This is a genomic window from Pontibacter litorisediminis (assembly GCF_029360645.1).
GTDB lineage: Bacteria > Bacteroidota > Bacteroidia > Cytophagales > Hymenobacteraceae > Pontibacter > Pontibacter litorisediminis.
This window is the reverse complement of record NZ_JARDUA010000008.1, coordinates 68,971-89,986: the sequence shown is the minus strand read 5'-3', so window position 1 is coordinate 89,986 and position 21,016 is coordinate 68,971. Positions and strand designations below refer to the sequence as shown.

Below are 21,016 nucleotides of genomic sequence, written 5' to 3'. Positions count from 1 at the left end.
ACAGATAGTGCGGTGTACCCTTAGATGCCCTGCTACTGAATCTTTGGATTGTTGGCTTTTTCGGAGGATGGGATTGGCAGGAACTTGTCCTCCGCCACACTGAAGCCTTGGTGCCCCCTGGAGGCGCTGCTGCGAATTGCGTCGGCCATCACCTCATCGCCCCAGCGGCGCAGGTCGTAAAACCGATGCCCTTCCAGTGCGAACTCCACGGCCCGCTCGTGCATGATCTGGGCCCGCAGTTGGGGCTGCGACGTGGCCGTGGTAGCAGGCATCTCAGCGCGGGCCCGCACCTGGTCGATGTATAGCTTTGCCTCGCCTGTTTTCCCCTGCTCATTCAGCGCCTCAGCATACATGAGCAGCACGTCCGCATAACGCATCAGCACATTGTTGATGTTAGACCTATACCTGCGAGGGGCCTCCCAGGGGGCTATGTTGCGGAACAGGTATTTCTTCCAGGCAATTTTGGTGTTACCCTCGCCAAACACCTCCTCATACGTATAACCATAGATGTTGACATCCGGATCATCGAAGAAAAGGGTACCGTATAGACGGGCATCATACTTTCCTTTTGACGATACCTTTCCCTCTCTCTTCATCTCGTTGAGAAGGGCTTGTGTAGGCAGCATGGCCTCCCAGCCGCCCATCTCGGTGGTGGCAATGTTATAGATGCCCGCGTACTCCACGGCGCTGCCCGCCACTTCCTTGTCCGTAAAGGCAATCTCAAAAATAGACTCGCTGTTCAGCTCATTTGAGCCATCAAACAGAGAGGCAAAATCGGGCTCCAGCCGGTATACCCCCAGGTCAACCACAGCTTTCAAAGCACGTTCCGCATCGGCCCACTTATGCTGCTCCAGATAGGCCTTTCCCAGGAAACTCAACGCAGCGCCTTTGGTCGCACGGCCTTTGTTGTTGGCGTCCCAGGTGTCGGGCAAATGTTCGGCTGCTTCGGTAAAATCCTTCTCGATGGCTGCCCAAACAACCTCTCGCTCGGAGAGTGGCTGTAGCAACTCATCTGCCCCTTCCGGCAAAAAGTCGAACAGCACGATTCTTTCCCAATTCATCAGCAGGCGCATGTGGTAGAGCCCTCTCAGGAACCTGGCCTGTGCCACGATCTTGTTCTTCTGGTCAGAGCTTATCTGCTCCTCTGTCATCGCACCTACGTGGTGAATGACCAGGTTGGCCGCCGAGATGCCCCGGTACTGCCGGTTCCAATAGTCTTCGAGGCGCCCGTTACTACTGGTAACCCGATAGGAGTCAAACGCCTCCTGGTCGGGGTAATTGGCAATCACGTCACTCCCGGCCTGCACAAAGTCAGAGCGAAAGTTCTCCACCACAAAGGCCACCTCCGTGTGGGCCCAAAAGCCCAGGTTCAGGCGCTCATACGCCACAACCAGGCTGCTCTCAGCATCCTCGGGATTTGTCCAGAACTTCTCGGAGCTGAGCTTGTCCTTCGGGAACTCATCCAGCAAATCGTCGCTGCAGCCCATGGCCAGGCAGGAAAGCGAGGCCAACATCAGGTATCGGTATAAATGATTTTTCATGTTCCTAAAAGTTTACTTGAAGTCCGAGTAACATCGTTTTTACATTGGGGTAAGAGCTGAAGTCCGTACCCGCGTTCAGCGTGCCGCCCACTTCCGGGTCAATGCCGCTGTAGCCCGTCCAGGTAAAGAGGTTCTGCCCGCTCACGTACACGCGCAGCCGCTCTATACTTGCTTTCTGCGTCAGGGACGATGGCAGCGTGTAGCCGAGTTGGATGTTGCGCAGGCGCAGGTAGTTTCCGTCCTCGATAAAGCGGGTGGAGTTGCGGCGCGCGTTCTGGTTGGGGTCTCCGAACACGGCTCTGGGCACGTCTGAATCCCGGTTCTCCGGAGTCCAGGCATCCAGGGCAGAAGTCATGTAGTTCTCGTAATTGTCCATGGCCTCAAAGTTCTGCCGCACGGCGTTGTAGACTTTGAAGCCCGAAGCGCCGTAAAGCTGCAGCGAGAAGTCGAAGGCCTTGTAGGTTGCCGAGAAGTTGGCGCCGATGTTGAATTTAGGAAAGCCGGAGCCGGCGTACACCAGGTCCTCGGTGTTCAGCTGCCCATCGCCGTTCACGTCGCGGAAGCGGATATCCCCTGGCTGGGCATTTGGCTGCACCTGCACGGTATTGCCCTCGGCATCGGTGCCGGTGTGCTGCAGTACCTCCTCCTCGGTCTGGAAAATGCCGTCTGCCTGGTATACAAAAAAGGAACCGATGGGGTAGCCCAGACGGGAACGGTTGGCCGGCTCCCCGTCAATGGTGGTGTCGTCGCCCAGGAACTCGTCACGGGAGGTATTGGCCACTTTGGTAATTTTGTTGGAATTGTTGGCAAGGGTGATGCCAGCGGAATACTGAAAAACACCGCTCGCCTTCCGGTACTGGGCCTCAAGCTCAATACCCTTATTTTCCACATCGCCAAAGTTCACGTTCAGGTTGTTGAAGCCAGCGGAACCCGGCAGCACCAGCGGAATGATCATGTCGCGTGTGTTGCGCGTGTAGTAGTTAACGGAGCCGGTAACCCTGTCCCCAAGCAGGCCAAAGTCCACCCCCAGGTTCACCGTCTCAGCAGTCTCCCACTTCAGGTCCGGGTTCGGGATGTTTGTAAGGGTTGTGCCAATGCGCTGAGTCTCGGCAGCGCCAAAGGGGTAGCGGTAGCCGGTCACCGTGTTTACCTGATAGTCATAGGCCCCGAGCGTGGCCTCGCTGCCCAGCTGCCCCCAGCTACCGCGCAGCTTCAGGGAGCTGATGAAATCCACCTGGAAGAATTCCTCCTCGCTAACTTTCCAGCCAAGACCGAAGGACGGGAAAACGCCCCAGCGGTTATTTACCCCAAACTTAGAGGAACCGTCGCGGCGCACAGTGGCCTGAATCAGGTATCTGTCCAGGAAAGCGTAGTTGATGCGGCCATATTGCGACAGCCTGGAAATGGCCGTTCCTGACCCTTCATTTGTCGTTACCCCGCCCTGGCCCGCACTCAAGGTGCCGAAGCTGGGGTCCAGGAACCCGATAGGTACCTCCGTGCCATCGGGCAGCACCTGCTTGCCCTCTACCGATGTGGCAATGAAATTATCTTCGATGCGTTGACGGGAGCCGCCCAAGAGTACCTCCAGGCTATGGCTGCCGAACTGCTTGCTATAGTTGGCAAAGAGCTCCATGTTTGTCTGCTGGTACTCTCCTCGGTACTCATAGACCTCGTGGAAACGCACCTCGGTTTTGTTGCCTACCTGATACGGTTTGGTATGGCGGTAGCTGAACGTGTTGGCGTTCTCCACACCTGCCCTGCCGGTAACCTTAAGGTTCTCAAACAAGTCGTAGGTGGCCGAGAAGTTGGTGGTCAGGTTCTCCTCAGCGGCTGTGTTCTTGTTATAAAAGTCAACCCCTAATGGATTCTCGTGGTCAGGCAGGTCGTTGTACAGGTTATCATCAATGTAGCCAAAGCCATACTTCTTGGCGGGATCGCGCGCCGGGATGATGGCGGGCATGGAGTAGGCCTCATAAATGCTGCCCCCGAAAATGTGGTCATCGTTCTCCACATAATATATATTTGCATCTACTGAGAGCCTTCCTTGTTTTGCTCCTACCTTGGCCCTAAGCTGCTTTTTCTCCCGGTCTTCGCCCTGTAAGATGCCTTCGCGCAGGTTATAACTGCCCGACAGCATGTAATTCACGTTCTCGGTGCCGCCGCCAAAGGTCAGGTTATAGTTCTGAAAGGTACCGTTGTCGAAAAGTTCGTCCACCCAGTCGGTGTTGGCCGTCCAGGTATCGCTCAGGAAGTCTGGTGCAGGCATTCCAGCATTTTGGGCAGCCATGCGGGCCACGCGGCTATAGCCCTCACTGTCTACCAGTTCCAGCTTGTTCTGCAGCTTGTCCACGCCGTAGTAGCTGCTGAACTCCACCTTCATCTTGCCGGACTTTCCCGACTTAGTGGTTACAATCACCACGCCGTTGGCTGCCAGGGAGCCATAGATGGCGGCTGCGGCACCGTCCTTGAGCACCTCTATGCTCTCAATATCATCCGGGTTGAGCAGGTCGAAGTTGCCCTGGATACCGTCGATGATAACCAGCGGGTTGTTGCCGCTCAGCGAGCGCACCCCCCGGATATTAATGTCAGTGCCAGCCCTTGGATTGCCCGAGCCACGGCGGATGGTTACGCCCGACACTCTTCCCTGCAGGGCGTCTGCGGGCGTGTTGGAGGCAATCTTCTTTACCTCCTCACCTTTTACCGAAGATACGGCTCCGGTCAGGTCGCTCTTCTCCTGTGTGCCGTATCCCACCACCACTACTTCCTCCAGCGCCTTGGCGTCATCGGCTAGCACCACATCAATACTGGTCCTGTTGCTGATGGGCACTTCCTGCGTCTGATATCCTATAAAGGAAAACACCAGCGTACCGCTTCCATCCGGCACGTTTAAGGTATATCTTCCCGCTGCGTCAGTGGGAGCCGCAGTCGTGGTGCCTTTTAAAAGCACCGTAACACCGGGAAGCCCCGTGCCGCTCGCATCCGTCACACGGCCTGTCACCGTTGCCGGCTCCTGAAAGGCGCTCTTGCCGGCCGGAAGGGGCTTGGGCTGTATGGGCTGGGTGCGGATGTGAATGTTGTTGTTGATGAGCCTGAACTCTAGCCCCGTTTGGGAGGTAATGCGCTCCAGTACCTTGCCAAGGGGCTCTTTATGGGCTCTGACTGAAATATTGCGCTTTTCTGCCAGCTCTGTTTCGTCAAATGTGAAACGAAACGGCGTTTGTGCTTCCACATGCCTGATGAATTCCATCAACGAGGCCTCTTGCAAGGTTAACGTAACCCGTTCACGCTGCATGTCAGGCCCGGAACTTGAGGCAAGGGAGGAAAAACTGAGGCACCAGAGAGCGAGCACCAAGGACAAAGTGCTGGCCCTCCTACCTTTTAGTAGGTAGTAAAGACTGTTTTCCATAAATTTGGGTGTTTGATTGTGAGTTGATTCCGATTAAACAACTGCCTCTTCAGGTACAATTTGCGCCAACAGATTTCCTGGGAGGCATCCGCAGCCAGGCCTGCTTCAGGCCTGGCTGTATTTTATTCCCGTCTCATGTACATTTCATTGCTTTTTATCCAATTTAATCCTTACCTGCTTGCCTGACCTGGTGTATGTGAACCCCTTCACGAAGCCAATGCCGTCCAGCACTTTCCCGAGTGTCTCCTGGTGATACTCCCCGGTGTAGTTCCACGCGGTATCCTGCCCGCCCTCCGTGTCCACCTCAATGCGCACGCCATACCAGTTCTCCAGCTCTCTGATCACCTGGTCCATGCTCGCTTTCCGGAAAGAGAGTATGTCTTCTTTCCAGGCCAGTACCTCCCTCCTGTCGAACGGTGCCACTGTGTGCTGTTGTGATGCCTTGTCATATGCCAGTTGCTGCCCCGGCCTCAGGAGGGACAGCAGCCGCTTATGAGCCTGTTCCCCCTGCTCCACCTTCACCAGGCCAGTGGCTAGCGCCACCGATATGGTGCCCTCATGCAGCCTATAGTCGACATTGAAAGAAGTGCCCAGGGCCTGCGTGGAGATGTTCCCCGTATGCACAATGAAAGGACGCAGGCTGTCTTTGGCTACTTCGAAGAAAGCTTCGCCCTGCAGCGTAACGATGCGCTTCTCCGCTCCGAAATTCTTAGCAAAGGAAACACTGCTTCCCGCATTCAGCTTGATAGTCGAGCCGTCGGCAAGACGGATCGTTTTCTTCACTCCGGGTGCTGCCTCGATGGTATGATAGGCCATTTTTGCAGGCTCGGCTCCATTCAGGTGCAGCAACAGGGCCCCTATCAGGCACAGGGGAAGCAACAGGACGGCGGCAACCTTTGCCCAGGCAGGTGCGCTGGTCAATCTCCTGAACCTGACAACCCTACCCTGTTTTTCCGGCTCTCCCGTTTCGCCTAGTTTCGCCCGTATCTTGGCAAACACCAGTCCTGCGTCATGCTCCGGCACCTCTATGGGTTGCCGGGCTGCCTCCTGCCATAGGGCATAGAGGTCCTGCTCCTTTTCCGGGTCCAGCTGTTGCTGCCTAAACCACTGCAGTACTTCCCGTACCTCTTCGGAGGTGCATTCGCCTTTGTAGAACCGATCAAGTAGCTTGCTGTCCATTCGATTTGATTGTTTATATATATTACACACAAGGCTTCCTTTGCACCACCTCCCTTGTTAAAAAATAATTAAGCGCTCACTTTTGCGCAGTTATTTTAACTTATTACTTTTAGACATGGGATTCCCGGGCAACAGTTATTGCGCCTGGCTGTACTGGTGGAAGTCCTGTTTCCTCATCTCACCTAAGCATGAACTATCACATGAAGCTAAAGGGCGTCAACAGTTTGCCCGCTGCCATAGTGGCTCTGAGGGCAGGGGATGTGTCTGTATTTGAAAACTTGTATGAGCTTTTCGAGCCCAGGCTGTTTGCATTCGCCCTGCGCCTTGTCGGGCAGAAGGAGGAGGCTGAGGAAATAGTGCAGGAGATCTTTCTTAAGGTATGGGAGCGGCGCTGTCAGTTGGACCCGGAGCAGAATTTTGAAGGCTATCTGTTCAGCATCGCCAAAAGCATTGCCTATAACAAAGGTCGGCGCAAGGCCTATGAGTTCGCGTTTGCCCAGTACCTTTCTGCCAGGGGCGATGCCACCGGGTGTTTTACCGAGGAGACGGTTGACTACCGGGACCTGGAAAGGTTACTTGAAGAGACTTATGCCGCATTGCCCCCGGTGAGGCGACAGGTGTTTGTGTTGAGCCGCCTGGAGGGTAAAAGTAACACTGAGATCGCCCAGCTGCTCAACACCAGCAACAGTAACATTGAAAACCACCTTTACAAGGCGCTGAAAGTTATCAGGGAGAAGCTCAGGATTAGCAATACCAACTGATCTTTTACGGCGAAGCTTTTGAATTTCGCTCGACTGCTTCAACCGGTAAGAATCAAAAACCAACCACCGACCCCAAGCAGCCCCATGGCCAGCATCGCACAGGCCAATAACTCGGAAGCTAGTTTCCAGCGCTTGGACACGGTAATCTCCGTTTGCTGCATCAACCATGCATAAACACACAAGCGTGAACATTTATTTTTTGACACCTGCCCTAGTTTAGACAGAATATGTGTAAGTCCTCCCATCATAGCCTTAAGAGCACTACCCTTGCTTGCAGTAATGTGAGCGTTACATGACAGGACATTAGGCTTCAGAAACTGTAAGTAGGATATGACTCAACTCGCGGCAGCAATCATTTACACGTAGAAGATGCCGCGCTGTGCCGTAAGTGCTGTCCTGTACATTTATCGGCAAAATAACAGGCGGCTCAAAGGGCTCTTTGTTGGAATGGCCGGCGGCTGCAGCGCCAGGCTTTGCTGGAAGGTGCCGGTGCGGATCAGGCTGAGCAGGACAGGCTCTCCGTGCGCGTTTTGCTGGCATACATACGGGTGTCAAGTAACAGTACCCTAAAGACAGCGGCTAGACTATGTTTAGGGTTCATTTTGATAGACCGCTATCGGCACCAAAGCTTAAAGTTACGCTGGAGCCTGCTGTGGCGTACGGTGCTATTCCCACTCCTCAAAAGGTACAGGCACCCGCAACCTTCTGTAGTTGATCAAGGCGACAACCGACACCACCACAAAAAACGCAGCGATGTTCCAGAAGCTTACCATCAGTTGGACGTGTTTATACCTTAGCGTCAGCCAAACCATAAAGAAGTGCAGCCCGGTATTCAGCGGCCAGGCGATCAGGAACGTCCATTTGGTAAACCGGTAAACCCCCAGCCTGTATTCCATATCCAGGCTGTCCATCACATAATAGAAAAGCAGGTTCACAAAAACCCCGAAGGCCGTCCCGATAAAGGAAAGGTAAAGAAATCCAATGATGGGAAGTAGCGTCATGCGACTGTCAATTTCTTTGGCATAGGTGAAGCAGCGACCGCCAGCGCGCTGGGCACAGCCCCATGAAAGGGCTCAGCGGCTCCGAAGCCAAGCTCTTTCTAAGCGGCACAATTTAGCTGACAAAGCCTTTAAAAAACCAATAATGCAGCAGGGCCACCAAGATCCAGAAGCATGCCCCATACAGGATACCGCGCGCGATGTCCCGGCGCCGCTTCCGGTACACAAGGAAAAGAAGCACCTGTACTACCGGGGTGGCATAAATGATGCCGATGACCGTGTTCACCTGCCTGACCCCGGTTTCATAGCTGCTCGCTTTGGAGAAGGTCGCAAGCATATACGCCAGGTACACGCCCAGCAAAACAACCGGCGCTAAGAATGAACTATAAAAAGCGGACCACTTCATGTACTATCGTTAAGAAATTAAACAACGCCGGCGTTAGCCAGGCTGGCTGCCCATGCGTGCCTAGCAATGTCCGACCAAGGATCCCTACTGCAGGAGATCCTTTCCGCTCAGGCCGGCACCAGGGAAGCCAGCTGCCGGTCAACCTCGGCAAACAGAAGGGTGTTTCCTTCCTGCCGGTAGTCCTGCAGCCGGTCCCGAAAACGCTCCAAATCATAGACAAAGGCCTTGAGCCCATCAGCGCTGAAGCCCGCAAAGTGGCGGCCGTAGCCCATCTTCTCCACGTAGGCGGCATTGACAAACTGCTCAAACTGCCCGTCAATCGGAACCGAGCAGACCGGCTTGCGCAGGTACACCGCCTCGCTGAGCAGCGAAAAGCCACCGTTGGCCACCACCGCCTTGGCCGAGGCCAGGTCCCGGATGAAGCCTTCCTCGCTGAAAGCCTTGAGCTGCACGTTGCCGTGCGTTTCCTCCTTGTTAAAGCCGTAGACGCGGAATTCCTCTGCCGGCAGCTGTTGCAGCGTCTCCACCAGGTTGGCTTGGCTGGTGCTCGTCTGGTAAACCAGCACATGCGTGCCGACTGACGGGGCGGCCTGCAGGATCTCGCGCCGGATGATGGGCGGCACCAGGCTCGTGCGCTCCTTGCAGACCGGCGCCTCGAAAAACGAGGAGATGAGGTAATGGTCCGAGCGCGGCACCTTGGAGCGGACAATGTTTTTGGCGATGGCGTAACTGCCCCGCTCCTGCCTGGGCACCGCAATGTCGAGCGTGCAGCGGCTCATCACCTGCATGTTGTCGATGCTGAGCAGGGGCAGGCGGTGCTGTTTGGCAAAAAAGTAGGAAAAGGACTCAAAGTCTGAAATCACCACCTCCGGGGCAAAGCTGGCAAGCAGCTGGCGGTAGCGCTCGTAGTTGCGGCGCAGGTTCTCCGGCGCCGATTTGAGCGTGAGCAGGGCTGTTCCCAGCTTGGAAACCGCCGCCTGGCGGTAGGCCAGGTGAAAGCCCTTGATCTCATGCACCAGGCCCGGAAATGCTTTGCTTAAGAACTGGTAAGCCCGGGCGCTGGAAACCACCTGGACCTGGTGCCCTTGCTCCAGGAGGTGGGTAATGATAACCTTGCTGCGTGTGGCGTGGCCCATGCCCTCTCCGGGCACTCCGTAAAGTATCTTCATGGTAAGTCTGTTTCAGGTTTGGTTAAAGTGAGCACCCGGTGCAGGAGGCCCGTGAGCGAGAGAAGGTAAGCCAGCACCAGCCCGAAAGCGGCACCCAGGCTCACGTCCAGTTCGGAGTGCACCCCCAGCGCCACGCGCGAGAGGCACACGAGCAGGGCCCAGCCCAGGGGCAGCAGGCACCAAGCACGTCTGCCGGGCGGCAGCTGCCCGCACAGCCAGAAGGCCAGCATTGTGGCCAGCAGGAAGGCGTTCTGCGAGTGGCCCGACGGAAAGGAGTAGCCGCTCTCGGCCACCCAGTGCGCCAGTACCAGCGGGGAGACTACAGCAAACTTATCAGCGTTGGCCTGTATGTGCCCCTGCAGGTAGACCTGGCGCTCGGGCACTGTTTTACGGTAAAACTCAGCTAAATACGGGCTTTGCCCCTCCCCCAGGAGAAACATGTGGCTGGGCCGAGGTTGGTGCAGGAGCGGCTTGACCCCGTACTCGTTCAGGGCAGCGGTCCCTCCCAGCAAGACCAGCAAAAAGCCGAAACCAGCCCCGAAAGCCCGCACCCGATGACGCCTGCGCTCTTGTTGCCAGGCTGCCGCCAGGCACAGCACCACCGCCAACACCGCCGTGCCGTAGACGCCGCCGGATTCGGAGACAGCATACCAGAACCCCGTATCCAGGTCGCTTTCCAGGTAACCGCAGAAAGCCACCGGCAGCCCCCACAGGCTCAGCGCCAGCAGGCACCAGGTTCCCAGGGCGCAGCGGAGCGCCAGTTTGTTTTCCTTGTAATGGGTTTTCAAAGGCATCTTCATTCTCAGCCCGGCAGAACTGCAGCGTCCGTTCACTGCTAACACCGCTCGCAGGACCTGGTTGCGAGTATACTAAATATACTCTATATTCGATAATTCAATCAGCAAAAGAGGTACTAAATCCCTTCCAAACAGCCCCCGTGCCACCTGAAAAGAATGATGATACCCGAGTAAGAAAACAAACGACCAATGAACCAACCCTATCTCGCCGCAGTGCGGCAACACCCGGTGGCCCACCCAGGCGACCGCGTGCAGTTCAACTGGCAGAAGACTGCCTGGCTGTACCTGTTCCTGCTTCCCAGCATAGCCTTCACCTGGGAGGCTGCCTCCTGGAAGCTCAGCCTCACATCTGCGCTGCTCACCTTCTTTATCGTGGGCATCGGCCACTCCGTTGGCCTGCACCGGGGCATTATCCACCGCAGCTACCGGTGCAGCCGGGCTTTCCGCAACCTGACGGCTTACCTGTTTGTACTCACGGGCCTGGGCAGCCCCCTGGCCTGGCTCAAGCTGCACTACATCCGGGACTATTGGCAGAACCGGCAGGACACGCCCCGCTACTTTCAGTACCACCACTCGCTCTGGAAAGACTACTGGTGGTACCTGCACGTAAGCTACCACCCCGCCGACCTGGAGCGCTACGCCATTCCTGCCGATGACCTGGAGGATCCCTGGCTCAACTGGCTGGACAAAACCTGGTACCTGCATGTGCTCGGGGCCTGCGGGCTTGTCTGGTTGCTCTTCGGCTGGCAGACCCTGATCGTGACTATGACGCTGCGCATCAGCCTCACGATGCTGGGCCACTGGTTCGTGGGCTATGTCACCCATACCTACGGCTACAGCCAGTACAGCATTGCCCAAGCAGATGTAAGCGGCAAGAACACCTGGTTTCTGGGCCTCATAAGTTTTGGCGAGGGCTTTCACAATAACCACCACGCCCATCCCTCCAGCGCCCGCTTCGGCCTGAAGTGGTATGAGGTTGACTTCAGCTGGTACATGATCCGCCTTTTCCAGAGCCTGGGCCTGGTATGGAAGGTAGAAGAAGCGGGAAAAGGACAGACCCTGAAACAACGCGCCACGCCACACCTGACCCGGTGGAGCTGGCCCTGGCAGGACAGTGGCAGGAAGCGGGCTGTCCGCGAGTAGGGGTTAAATGAAAATAATGATGAAACGAGCATTTATAAAAAGTACGCTCCTCCTGCTTCTCCTGGCAGTTACCCTGGACTGTTATGCGCTAAAGCCAGCCCGTGCGTACGTGGCCACGCCCGACAGCTTGGGGATGCGTTACGCACAGCAGGTGCTGAGCACTCCGGACGGGTACAGGCTGAACACGTGGCTGATCCCCCCCTCACCGGATAGAGACAACAGAACTACGCTGGTGCTCTCCTACGCGGACAGCGGCAACATGTCCTACTGGCTCTACCACATCAAGGCGCTGTCCGAAGCCGGGTTTACGGTGGTGGCCTTTGACTACCGGGGCTTCGGGGAAAGCTCCGACTTCGAGATTGACCCGCTTCACCTCTACTACAACGAGTTCGCCACCGACCTTGCCACCGTACTAAAGTGGGCGAAGGAGAGCGTGAAGGGAAACAGTACTGGCGTACTGGCCTTTTCCATGGGCACCATCGTGGCCACCCATGCCCTGCAGCGGGAGAAGGCGGGCTTCCTGATTGGCGAAGGTTTCGTGCACGACCCCGGCGCCTACGTGGCGAGGATAAAGGAAACCAAGGGCCGGGCCATCGCCCTGCCGGCGGGTGCCCACACCTATACCTCCAAGCTCAAGAAGCTAAAGTGCCCCATGCTGCTGGTGGCAGGCGAGCAGGACGCATTCACCACGGTCGCGGACAACGAACAGGTGGCCCGGCAACGGGCCAACAGGGAAGTCCTCACGCACAGCGGCAACCACACCGAAGGCTTTATGGCCCTAACCGAGGAAAGCTTCGGGGACCAGTACATAAAAGCAGTGATGCGCTTCACCCAAAAGCTAATAAAATGAAGCAGGCCGTTCTACTCTTCCTCCTTCCATGGCTGGTGTCTTTTCAGGTCGCGGCACAGTACAGGCAAGCAAACCCGAGGACTTTGGCTTCTGGCACCTGCAGTCACGCTACAAAAGGACACAGTTGATTTACGGGACCTACTGACGTGGCATATCGAGGTAGAGTACACTGCCAAGCAAGCATTTAGATATGAAATAAGAACAGGGCCTCAGCAACACCAATAAAGCGACTGGGACATAAAACCACTATTAATAATAAACCCCTACAAGACTATTTTGATAAAACCATCTGAAACAATTGACCTCCTGCTTATACATGGCTTGGACAGAATACTGCTGCACCTCAGTTTCCTCCTGTCGGGGCTAGCCTCAGCTTTACAAATCATGGGCGAGCTTGAGATATTTGAGGCGCTGGGCCTTCTGCATGGCGCAATCCTGTTGCTACTGCTCACTGCCTTCGCGTGGAGCCTGTCAAGGTACTCCTGCCTGCCCTGTTCCTGTTGGCGGGGAAGCTTTGGGATGACAGGGCGTCCTTCAGCCAAATAACGCTCATCGTGTCGCTGTCACTCATCCCTGAGGTAATGTACTTGACCAATATCCTGTTAGTCTCTGCACTCAGTGGGGAGGTTTCACAGGGAAGCTACCTGCTAATGCTGGTCGGCTGGGTTCTTTCCATCAGAATCCTTGTGATTGGACTTTCGAAAGTGCAGGGCTTTGATAACGGACTTTCCCTGTTGAGCGTGCTCTACATTGTGTATGGCTCCATTGTCCTGTACATAACCTTTCCAGAGCGGGTGGATTATTTCTATTTGGTACGAGTAGCCGTACTGTGTAGCATCGTGATTCCGTTCATGCTGCGCTCAGAGCGGATAAAGGAGGTTTTTGTGAACTAGTCCAGAGCGCAGCGCCTATGCCCACAATTATTCTGGAAACCGACATTAACGCCCCGGTGGAGCGCTGCTTCGATCTGTCCCGGAGCGTTGACCTGCACACGATCTCCACGGCGCACACGGGTGAACGGGCCGTTGCCGGCGTCACGTCCGGACTAATAGGCTCGGGGCAAACGGTCACCTGGCGGGCAAAGCACTTTGGGGTTTGGCAGCACCTGACAAGTAGAATCACAGCGTTTGACCGTCCGCACTTTTTTGCGGATGAAATGGTGCAAGGCGTATTCCGGCATTTCAGGCACGAACACTATTTTCAGTCCACAGGTAGCGGTACCAGAATGACCGATGTGTTCGACTACGCCTCCCCGCTCGGCATTTTGGGAAAGCTTGCTGACAGCCTCTTTCTGAGGAAGTACATGCATAGCCTGCTGCTGGAGCGAAACAGGGTCATTCAAGACTATGCGGAAAGTGGAAAGGGCGATGAGCTTCTAAACAAGGCTCGTGCTGATGGCCTGTAAGGAGCTGTTCTGACTTAAACTACCTCCGCCAAGACTAGGGCCTTGCCTGCGGCTGTTCCGATATACCAAAAGAAGATCAGCATGGAACAGAAAAGCCAGAGCTGTTGATGACTCTGGCTGCTGATTGGCACATTTCTGACATCACTGTTCTTCCTTACAATCCGTAGCAGACGGTGTAGATTCTGTTACTCATTCCAGTAAGTAATGTCTCTTTTGAACAGGGACTTCAGGTCTCGTTTCTTTTTGCCGTTCTTCTTGTGGGTCACCTCATAAGCCCGCTGCTCAACCCAGTTGCCCTGGCTGTCATACTTGTAGTCGTACTCTTTGTAATGGATGCTTCCATTAGCCCACCTGCTCTGTGAGGAGATCACATCCCCGTGCTCATTATATTTGGAAGTGCTGGGGTAACTGAATTTGTAGGCGTTCTTAAAGCTGATCATCATTGTGTCAGCTGATATAACTTCTCCTCTACTATTAGCTACACTCACAATGGCCATATTTTCCTCCGGCGCATAGGAGCCGAGCTCTATACCGATTAGATTCCCCGGTGGCTCGTAAAGCCTGAACTCTGTTGGTAAACCTATCGCGTTGTTCGTTAAGTGTACTTCCGTTACAACGGTTCCTTGCTGGTTATAGTAGGCAATTTTAAGTAAGTGCCCCTGGGTATCGTATTCGTAAGTGGTGCGGACTTTATTCGAGGGGGATCTTACGTTGAGCTGATTCAGATTCTTCTCTAGTACAACTCGTCTTTCTTTATCGTGTTTGAAGGTAGCGATTGAAGCCACCTGTTTTCTCTCATCTAGCACCTTTAGCGATATGGGCAAGCCCAAGCTGTCGTATTCCGTTATGTCTTGCTTTACTTCTACCCCATTAGAATTGTAGAACGTTCTTACCTCTGTTATTTGCTTAGGCACTCCGCTGTGCACAGCTGTTTCTTCATTCAGGTGAAGAACTGAAAATAAGCTTTGTGCTCTTAAACTGAACACTGTGCTTAGCACAATCAAGGCTGTAAGTAATGTTTTCACGCTAGCAATGATGCTCTTTAGGTTAAGCTGGAGTTACTCTTTGAATAGTATTGGTTCTCTAAGCCTAATGTAGTTAATAAAGGCTATTATTGAAGTTACCACACAAAATATAACCTGCACTTCCAGGCCTACAACCATTTCAAATTTACGAGTACCTATAGAATGCCAGATCATGATGATAAACAGCACTACGTTAGCGAGCCATGATAGCGTATTTTCTGTAAACATACTTTACAGTTGCATTCACTCCATCCCGCTATTGGTTATGCTCTACTGGGGTATCGCCTCTTCTCTAGCATCGATATCTTGTTTTAAGACGTTCGACTTCCTAACACTTCTTCCAACCCTCTCTTAGCTCTTTAACGTGCACTATTCATCTGTTCAGAAGTGCTGTGATTAGCTAAATCAGCATGAACACGAAGAACTAATATAATATTTTTTATATTAGCTTTACATACTTTCAACTTACACAGAAAGCTATACTGGTTTAGAGAGATCAAATATCAATAGAAAAAATACAGCGGAAGTACACTCAAAAATCGACATAAGGAAAACAAACAAAACAGATGGATACAAACAGAAACTACAGATGTGTCGTCATCGATGATGAAGACCATGCTATTGAGTTATTGGCTGATTACATAGCAGCAACTCCCCGCCTACAGTTGGAAAAAACATTCCAGGACCCAGTTGCCGCCCTTATGGACAGTGCTCCTGAAGTGCCATATGATTTTATATTTCTGGACATAGACATGCCGCGCCTAACCGGATTAGAGTTGGCCAAATCCCTAAGGAGCAGAACAAGGTTCCTAGTGTTCACCACTGCCCATCAAAAGTATGCGTTGGAGGCCTATGATGTCCGGGCGGATCACTTTTTACTTAAGCCCATCAGCATGAATAAATTCGCCCTGACAGTTGACCTACTTTTAAAAAGCACCGGGGAAAGCAACCCTGATCCGGTTTACCCCGATGATGATTCCTTCTTTATCAAAAGTGATCAGAAAAATAAGCTGATAAGAATTCAGCTCCATGAAATTGTTTGCATAGAAGGTCTCAAAAATTATGTGCTCATTCATACGCTTACACAAAAGCATATAGCTTATTTAACCTTAAAGGAGATGGAGGATGCACTATGCCCTACCGGAAGGTTTCTACGTGTGCACAAGTCCTTTATCGTCGCGAATCAACATATTGAGCGGGTGGAAGGGCGCACCATTCACTTAAAGAACAACCTCGATATTCCAATTGGGGAAACATACAAGCCAGACTTTTATAGTTATATCGGAGGTAAAATCTTGCGAACCGGTCGTTAAGTATTCACCGGCCCACAAGGATTATACTATCACTTTTTTGATAAGAACATGGTGACGCTTGTTTGGAGCGTTAGTGTTAAAGTAGTTGGCTCTGTACTAACTCCTGGCTTAGCTCCCTTGCTGCCTGCAAATCTAAATAGATTCTTTTTTTTCAGTGAAAGTCGTGTTCTGTGTTGAGTCGTCATAGCTTTTTCTTTTTAAGTTAGAAGACTCGTCCTTTACCAAATGAAATATTACACCAACACTGCTTATTCTTAGACGAACACCCCAAGCTTTGAAAAAACTTCTACACCCCACCGTTATAAAGCACAAAGGGCACATCATTGCCTGGACCCTATTCATCTTTTATGAGATAGTCATCGTTGCCGTTTTTAGCGGCAGCTTTAATTCCACTTGGGATTACCTGGGACACTACGCCTTGCATATTAGCCTGTTTTATTTTCATGCCAGGGTGGTGCTCCCCTGGGTGCTGCGGCGTAAGAGAATGACTGCTTGGCTGCTACCTTTGCTGCTCATTGGAGAAGTCACCGTTTATATAAATTTGACGTACCTTCTTGAGGTAATCCTCACAGAGTACCTACAGGTGAAGTTGATGCGCCCTCTCGTATTTGACTACTACTACTGGCTCAGGGCACTATGGCGGGCTATTTATTTCTTGGGGTTTTCAACAGGCTATTTCTTCTTAAGAAACTATATTCGTGAGCAAAAGCGCGCCAATCGCGCTGAAAGTGAGCAACTCCTAAAGATCATAGAGCAGCAAAACTTACAGCATGAACTGATCAAGTCGCAGAATGCCTATTTAAAGACACAGATAAACCCTCATTTTCTTTTTAACACACTAAGCTTTGTATACAACAGCGTTCGTAAGACATCTGCTGAGGCTGCCGAGGCCATTATGGCGCTTTCCCAGATGATGCGCTACGCCTTACAAAATGAGGATGATCAGCACGAGACATTAATACTGGAAGAGATAGAGCATGTGGAAAGCCTAATCCGTATTCATCAGATCCGGCATAAGGATACATTAAACGTGCAACTTATATATAGTGATAATCTGGCAGGAGTCAAGTTTGTTCCGCTCATACTGATGACACTGGTGGAGAACATCTTCAAGCACGGAGACCTAACACAACAACAGCATCCGGCACAAATTAAAATCATGTTAGATGCGAATACCTTACGCATCTCCACCTCCAATCTCAAAAGCTCGTTAAAGCCTGAAAGTCATAGAATTGGTCTTGATAACATTCACAAGCGACTGGACCAAGTCTACAAAGAAAAAGCTTCCTTTTCAACATACTCTACAATAGACGGCCTCTTTGTAACGGTGTTAAAGGTATCTGATCTAAGTCCCCTCTTGCTCCGTCAAAACCAATTAAACACAAATCAGCCAAATGACTAAGTCCCTTCCCCCTACAAAACAGGAGCAACACCATAACCTCATATATTGCCGTAGCCAGGGGCGATTGCACCCGGAACAACAGGTGGACAAGCTCTTCCCTCAACTATTACTTTCTTATAACTCCCCAACGGTTAATGGGCTAAAGTATTGACAATATCATTCGACTGCTTGCCCCTTCAGCTTTTGCGTATGCTTTGCTATGACTACCTCTCTTTATGATCAGGGCTTAGCTATTGCAGCGTCAGCCACCTTTGATAAGCCTGCCTGAACTGCTACCTCCATAGCATACCACATTTAAATCAACTCATGAGTGCCCCTCCCACAATTGTGTCTGCATATTAGCAGTTTTTCTTACAGCCTCCCTACACACAATACAAGGGAAGGAACAGACACCCCAAAACCGCTGCTATTCTGAACTTGGAATAGGCCCCTCCCTTACTTTCAACAACTACTTGTTCCTTCTACTCCATATTAATTTTGTCCTTTATGGATAGCCGTTGGTGTAATATTTTCTCATTATAATATTATTATGCAATTATTGCCTTCAGAATTCAGGCCAGATTCTCTTAATTCTTGAGTAGCTAATTAGTCACGTGCTTTTTACATTCTAAATCTTCTGTACAGTAGTTGGAGGTAGCTGAAAATCCATCGCAGAGTAAGCGGAAAATTAGTAGTTAAAATTTTACCATGAAAAGACATAAACTTGCTCTATTGCTAGCTATGGTAGTCTTCGGATGTCAAACAGAGGACCAGAACATTTCCCCTCAGGTAGATACGCTGACACCGGTACTAGCGCCAATTGTGGACCGCAAAGATGAGCTAGCTGCGGATTTCTCGAAGAGACTGGCCATGACATTAAAAGATGAGGGTGTCAGACATTTTATCAAAAAGAAAGTAACGGCTCAATTTGATGGGGATTACGATGTACTATTTGCAGAGGCGAAAGGCAACACGGTAACTTTGTCGAGCGCCAGGCAATCAGCAAGCACCACTTTTGGAGATATACTTGTGAGCAGCACACCTCTGGATACCAAAGTGGAAAATGCTACAACGGGTAATGCTTTTCTCGAGGAGCTGTTAGCGCAAAACCCCCTGTTACAGATAGCTATGCCGGAACTTCCCAATGCCTCAGCAGATAATTGGAATCATGAAACGTATACCCCACTTGTTGTATTTGTGCCGTCCACCTTTGATGAAAAAAACACAACGCACCTGACCGCTTATGATTCTGAGGGAAATGATACGCTGCTTAATATCACTACACCTCCCAACAAATCCATTATTGTTGTGAGTCAGAACGAAAGACTTTTAGCTGTTGCGAAGAAAGATACAAAAAACCTTCGCCTGGAGATGACCAACTCCTGTTTAGCCACGGCCGAACCGTACTATGAAGACCCTTATTATACCTACTATTACACCTCCGATGCTTACTGTACGGAGTATATCATGGATGATGGAGGTGGCGGTTCAGGTGGAGGTGGCACCGGTAGTGGCACCACATCTTACTGTGACAGGGATACTAAATCCGGTAAAGACTATCTGTATCGGGTAAAATTCAAGACAATCGATGGCTTCAGGGATGCAGAGCACTACCTGGATGGCAATCCCGAGATATATTGTCTCATCACCATTGGTGCTAAAGAATCAAATGCCTTCAATACCCTACGCAAATCAATCTCATCTCCTGATAGGAGCAAGTGGAAAGACTGCGGCGTATTTACCTGTAGCCCAGAATGGTTTTACATCAATTCCGAGGTAGTCACATGGGACAAAGCAGAGATGGGAAACAGAATGAAGTATACATGGATTGAGGAAGATGATTCCAACGACACTTATGAATATACCATAGGATTATCGACAAGTTTCAAAGATGAAGGCACAGGTGCTACGACGACTGTCAATGGGCAAACTAAGGTAACATTGAAGGGTGAAGACAAAAATTTAGGTGAGTCCTATGTAGAGTACTGTGATAACACGGATTCTCCGGGTTATGAGTACAGCACAGCCTTTCTATACTTTAACGTTAAACAATAATACTCCAACCCTAAAGCCAAGAGCAAAAGCTCTTGGCTTTACATTTTATCTTGCCATGAAGCGTCTCTTTCCTTTTTGCTTTCTTGTTTGGGGCATTTTGGGTTGCGGTGATACGTTAGCTCAAAAAGTTTCTTTCGGTCCTTCTGTAGGATTGCTGTTTGATAATCCGACCGGTTCTGTCTTGTTGGACTCTATCCAAATTACATTGCGTGGTGATAATGACCGACAACCTTACTTGGGCGGCTATTTCTCTTATAAGCTTACCTCCAGGTTCACTCTTACCTCAGGTATAAACTACTACAATTCCTATAAGGGAGCACTGGTCTACAACACATCAAAAGATGGGTTTGAACGTTTGATTCATACAACCAGTGGCGGGAACAGGTCCTTAGAACTTCCTGTTCTTATCGAATATCAACTGCCGATCAGGCGCAGGAGCTTTTTTGTAATGGCTGGTCTCAGCCCTAACATTCGCTTAACCCGGGACGGGCAGGACTATTTCTCCAACAAGTTTATCAGCCCTGCTATGGCAGAGGTGCTTTACAGCTTTAAAGGGGTCTTAAAGCCAGTTGTTTGGAAGTATTCCTTGGGGATCGGTGCAACTGTATGGAGGCTGAGGGTAGAGGCCAGATGGCAATACGATATTTCGTCCACCACAAATCCCTATAAAGTATGGGGCAAGCAATTTGATTTTCATTCTAGAAACAATACCATCAGGTTTGGACTAGGCTATAATTTAAACTGGAATAAAGATCTACACAGCAGGCCAGCAACATTTCCTGCTGGAAAAGCCGCTGGTTTTCCCTTTGCACTAAAGCGTTGATGTTGGGCCAGGGGCTGGAAGAGGAGGACAGCCTGCTGATCGCTGGCGGTTCCATGGTGGCTTACTCCAAGGCGAGTTGCCTGCCACCAACTGCCGCCTTCCTGTCCAGGCTGGTGCTGGTGCCGATCCCAAGCCCAACGGCCATGCCGATCGGCAGGCCCAGCCCCAGCAGGCCATAGTTATTCAGCGCCACCGCATACACCACGCCAAACGGCAGCCCGAAGGCCGCCATGCCCAAGGCCATCCACTGGTTGCGGTAGTGGTTCCGGGGCACTAGCTCCAGCTCTTTTTCCAGCAGCTTCAGGATATTGCGACAGGCTTTTTCCATCTCCCTGGCCAGCGTATCGCCTGTTGCCGGGCTGGCGTTCACCTGCCGGATATAAGCGTTAATGCGCTCCTCCGTCTCGTTGGGAAGTTCTCTTGCACTCAGCTCGCTGCGCAGGACCTGCAGCTTCGCCGTGGCCGCGCGGAGTTTTTCTGTTGTTGCCTGTAAGTCTCCTTCCAGTAGCGGTTCTACCATGTGATTAATTTTCTTATAGTTATGAAAGGTACCAGGCCCTCACTTACATCTCACTGGTGAATCCGCCCCAAACCTAGTCATCTTACTGGTAATCATATTGCAAGTAGGGTTCATAGACACGCAGAGCAGGAAGTGACATGCCACAGTGCTTGAAGTGATTTCATCTCAAGTCACCACAAGATAGCAGAAATAAAATAGTTAGGGCTAGCTTAAACGTTAACGAAGCTCTCCTTATAAGGAAACG

Annotated in this window: 18 protein-coding genes; 9 read left to right on the top strand and 9 right to left on the bottom strand. The window is 51.7% G+C overall.

Features of this window, described 5'->3' with window-relative positions; genetic code table 11:
• Window positions 1-32: 32 nt before the first annotated feature.
• From PXG97_RS19045 to PXG97_RS19035, 3 genes are all read right to left on the bottom strand, one after another.
• Window positions 33-1,541, bottom strand: coding sequence for a RagB/SusD family nutrient uptake outer membrane protein (locus PXG97_RS19045; RefSeq protein WP_276499423.1), 1,509 nt, complete (start codon window positions 1,539-1,541; stop codon window positions 33-35).
• A gap of 4 nt (window positions 1,542-1,545) precedes the next feature.
• The gene (locus tag PXG97_RS19040; protein WP_276499422.1) at window positions 1,546-4,806 is read right to left on the bottom strand and encodes a SusC/RagA family TonB-linked outer membrane protein; all 3,261 of its coding nucleotides are present in this window, start codon (window positions 4,804-4,806) and stop codon (window positions 1,546-1,548) included.
• A gap of 285 nt (window positions 4,807-5,091) precedes the next feature.
• A complete protein-coding gene (locus tag PXG97_RS19035) occupies window positions 5,092-6,126 on the bottom strand; it encodes a FecR family protein (RefSeq protein ID WP_276499421.1) in 1,035 nt (344 codons plus the stop codon).
• Between the two features lie 188 nt (window positions 6,127-6,314).
• On the opposite strand from PXG97_RS19035, the gene PXG97_RS19030 reads away from it, so the two are divergent.
• Window positions 6,315-6,887, top strand: a complete 573-nt coding sequence (locus tag PXG97_RS19030; protein ID WP_276499420.1) for an RNA polymerase sigma factor — start codon at window positions 6,315-6,317, stop codon at window positions 6,885-6,887.
• A gap of 665 nt (window positions 6,888-7,552) precedes the next feature.
• Here PXG97_RS19030 and PXG97_RS19025 read toward each other — a convergent pair.
• From PXG97_RS19025 to PXG97_RS19010, 4 genes are all read right to left on the bottom strand, one after another.
• Entirely contained in the window at window positions 7,553-7,888 is a 336-nt protein-coding gene (locus tag PXG97_RS19025; RefSeq protein ID WP_276499419.1) for a hypothetical protein, read from the bottom strand.
• A gap of 112 nt (window positions 7,889-8,000) precedes the next feature.
• Complete coding sequence (locus PXG97_RS19020) at window positions 8,001-8,291, bottom strand: hypothetical protein (RefSeq protein ID WP_276499418.1); 291 nt, start codon at window positions 8,289-8,291, stop codon at window positions 8,001-8,003.
• Between the two features lie 107 nt (window positions 8,292-8,398).
• Window positions 8,399-9,460 (bottom strand): MJ1255/VC2487 family glycosyltransferase, encoded by a 1,062-nt coding sequence (locus PXG97_RS19015; RefSeq protein ID WP_276499417.1) that lies wholly within the window; start codon window positions 9,458-9,460, stop codon window positions 8,399-8,401.
• Window positions 9,457-10,248, bottom strand: a complete 792-nt coding sequence (locus PXG97_RS19010; RefSeq protein ID WP_276499416.1) for a phosphatase PAP2 family protein — start codon at window positions 10,246-10,248, stop codon at window positions 9,457-9,459. The genes PXG97_RS19015 and PXG97_RS19010 overlap by 4 nt, the downstream gene beginning before the upstream one ends.
• 198 nt (window positions 10,249-10,446) lie before the next feature.
• On the opposite strand from PXG97_RS19010, the gene PXG97_RS19005 reads away from it, so the two are divergent.
• The 4 genes from PXG97_RS19005 (at window position 10,447) to PXG97_RS18990 (ending at window position 13,655) form a co-directional block, all read left to right on the top strand.
• Window positions 10,447-11,400, top strand: a complete 954-nt coding sequence (locus tag PXG97_RS19005) for an acyl-CoA desaturase (protein WP_276499415.1) — start codon at window positions 10,447-10,449, stop codon at window positions 11,398-11,400.
• Window positions 11,401-11,416: 16 nt separating this feature from the next.
• Window positions 11,417-12,250: an alpha/beta hydrolase gene (locus PXG97_RS19000; RefSeq protein WP_276499414.1), complete on the top strand. Its 834-nt coding sequence runs from the start codon at window positions 11,417-11,419 to the stop codon at window positions 12,248-12,250.
• 461 nt (window positions 12,251-12,711) lie between these two features.
• A complete protein-coding gene (locus PXG97_RS18995) occupies window positions 12,712-13,143 on the top strand; it encodes a hypothetical protein (RefSeq protein ID WP_276499413.1) in 432 nt (143 codons plus the stop codon).
• Window positions 13,144-13,160: 17 nt separating this feature from the next.
• A complete protein-coding gene (locus tag PXG97_RS18990) occupies window positions 13,161-13,655 on the top strand; it encodes an SRPBCC family protein (RefSeq protein ID WP_276499412.1) in 495 nt (164 codons plus the stop codon).
• Window positions 13,656-13,840: 185 nt separating this feature from the next.
• Here the strand turns inward: PXG97_RS18990 and PXG97_RS18985 are convergent, their stop codons facing one another.
• A complete protein-coding gene (locus tag PXG97_RS18985; RefSeq protein ID WP_276499411.1) occupies window positions 13,841-14,680 on the bottom strand; it encodes a hypothetical protein in 840 nt (279 codons plus the stop codon).
• A gap of 566 nt (window positions 14,681-15,246) precedes the next feature.
• Between PXG97_RS18985 and PXG97_RS18980 the strand changes: the two genes are divergently transcribed.
• The 4 genes from PXG97_RS18980 (at window position 15,247) to PXG97_RS18965 (ending at window position 20,252) form a co-directional block, all read left to right on the top strand.
• Window positions 15,247-15,993, top strand: a complete 747-nt coding sequence (locus PXG97_RS18980) for a LytR/AlgR family response regulator transcription factor (protein ID WP_276499410.1) — start codon at window positions 15,247-15,249, stop codon at window positions 15,991-15,993.
• A gap of 274 nt (window positions 15,994-16,267) precedes the next feature.
• Complete coding sequence (locus PXG97_RS18975) at window positions 16,268-17,395, top strand: sensor histidine kinase (RefSeq protein ID WP_276499409.1); 1,128 nt, start codon at window positions 16,268-16,270, stop codon at window positions 17,393-17,395.
• Window positions 17,396-18,082: 687 nt separating this feature from the next.
• Window positions 18,083-19,429, top strand: a complete 1,347-nt coding sequence (locus PXG97_RS18970; protein WP_276499408.1) for a DUF3103 family protein — start codon at window positions 18,083-18,085, stop codon at window positions 19,427-19,429.
• On the top strand, window positions 19,386-20,252 hold the full coding sequence (locus PXG97_RS18965) for a hypothetical protein (RefSeq protein WP_276499407.1): 867 nt from the start codon (window positions 19,386-19,388) through the stop codon (window positions 20,250-20,252). Before PXG97_RS18970 ends, PXG97_RS18965 begins: the two co-directional genes overlap by 44 nt.
• Before the next feature lie 61 nt (window positions 20,253-20,313).
• Here PXG97_RS18965 and PXG97_RS18960 read toward each other — a convergent pair whose 3' ends face one another.
• On the bottom strand, window positions 20,314-20,772 hold the full coding sequence (locus PXG97_RS18960) for a hypothetical protein (RefSeq protein WP_276499406.1): 459 nt from the start codon (window positions 20,770-20,772) through the stop codon (window positions 20,314-20,316).
• Window positions 20,773-21,016: the final 244 nt, after the last annotated feature.

Coding starts and splice junctions, on each gene's coding strand:
- PXG97_RS19005 (WP_276499415.1), top strand. CDS start 10,447: ATGAACCAACCCTATCTCGCCGCAGTGCGGCAACACCCGGTGGCCCAC.
- PXG97_RS18970 (WP_276499408.1), top strand. CDS start 18,083: ATGAAAAGACATAAACTTGCTCTATTGCTAGCTATGGTAGTCTTCGGA.
- PXG97_RS18960 (WP_276499406.1), bottom strand. CDS start 20,772: ATGGTAGAACCGCTACTGGAAGGAGACTTACAGGCAACAACAGAAAAA.
- PXG97_RS19035 (WP_276499421.1), bottom strand. CDS start 6,126: ATGGACAGCAAGCTACTTGATCGGTTCTACAAAGGCGAATGCACCTCC.
- PXG97_RS18965 (WP_276499407.1), top strand. CDS start 19,386: ATGAGTACAGCACAGCCTTTCTATACTTTAACGTTAAACAATAATACT.
- PXG97_RS19020 (WP_276499418.1), bottom strand. CDS start 8,291: ATGAAGTGGTCCGCTTTTTATAGTTCATTCTTAGCGCCGGTTGTTTTG.
- PXG97_RS18980 (WP_276499410.1), top strand. CDS start 15,247: ATGGATACAAACAGAAACTACAGATGTGTCGTCATCGATGATGAAGAC.
- PXG97_RS19015 (WP_276499417.1), bottom strand. CDS start 9,460: ATGAAGATACTTTACGGAGTGCCCGGAGAGGGCATGGGCCACGCCACA.
- PXG97_RS19000 (WP_276499414.1), top strand. CDS start 11,417: ATGATGAAACGAGCATTTATAAAAAGTACGCTCCTCCTGCTTCTCCTG.
- PXG97_RS19045 (WP_276499423.1), bottom strand. CDS start 1,541: ATGAAAAATCATTTATACCGATACCTGATGTTGGCCTCGCTTTCCTGC.
- PXG97_RS18990 (WP_276499412.1), top strand. CDS start 13,161: ATGCCCACAATTATTCTGGAAACCGACATTAACGCCCCGGTGGAGCGC.
- PXG97_RS19030 (WP_276499420.1), top strand. CDS start 6,315: ATGAACTATCACATGAAGCTAAAGGGCGTCAACAGTTTGCCCGCTGCC.
- PXG97_RS19025 (WP_276499419.1), bottom strand. CDS start 7,888: ATGACGCTACTTCCCATCATTGGATTTCTTTACCTTTCCTTTATCGGG.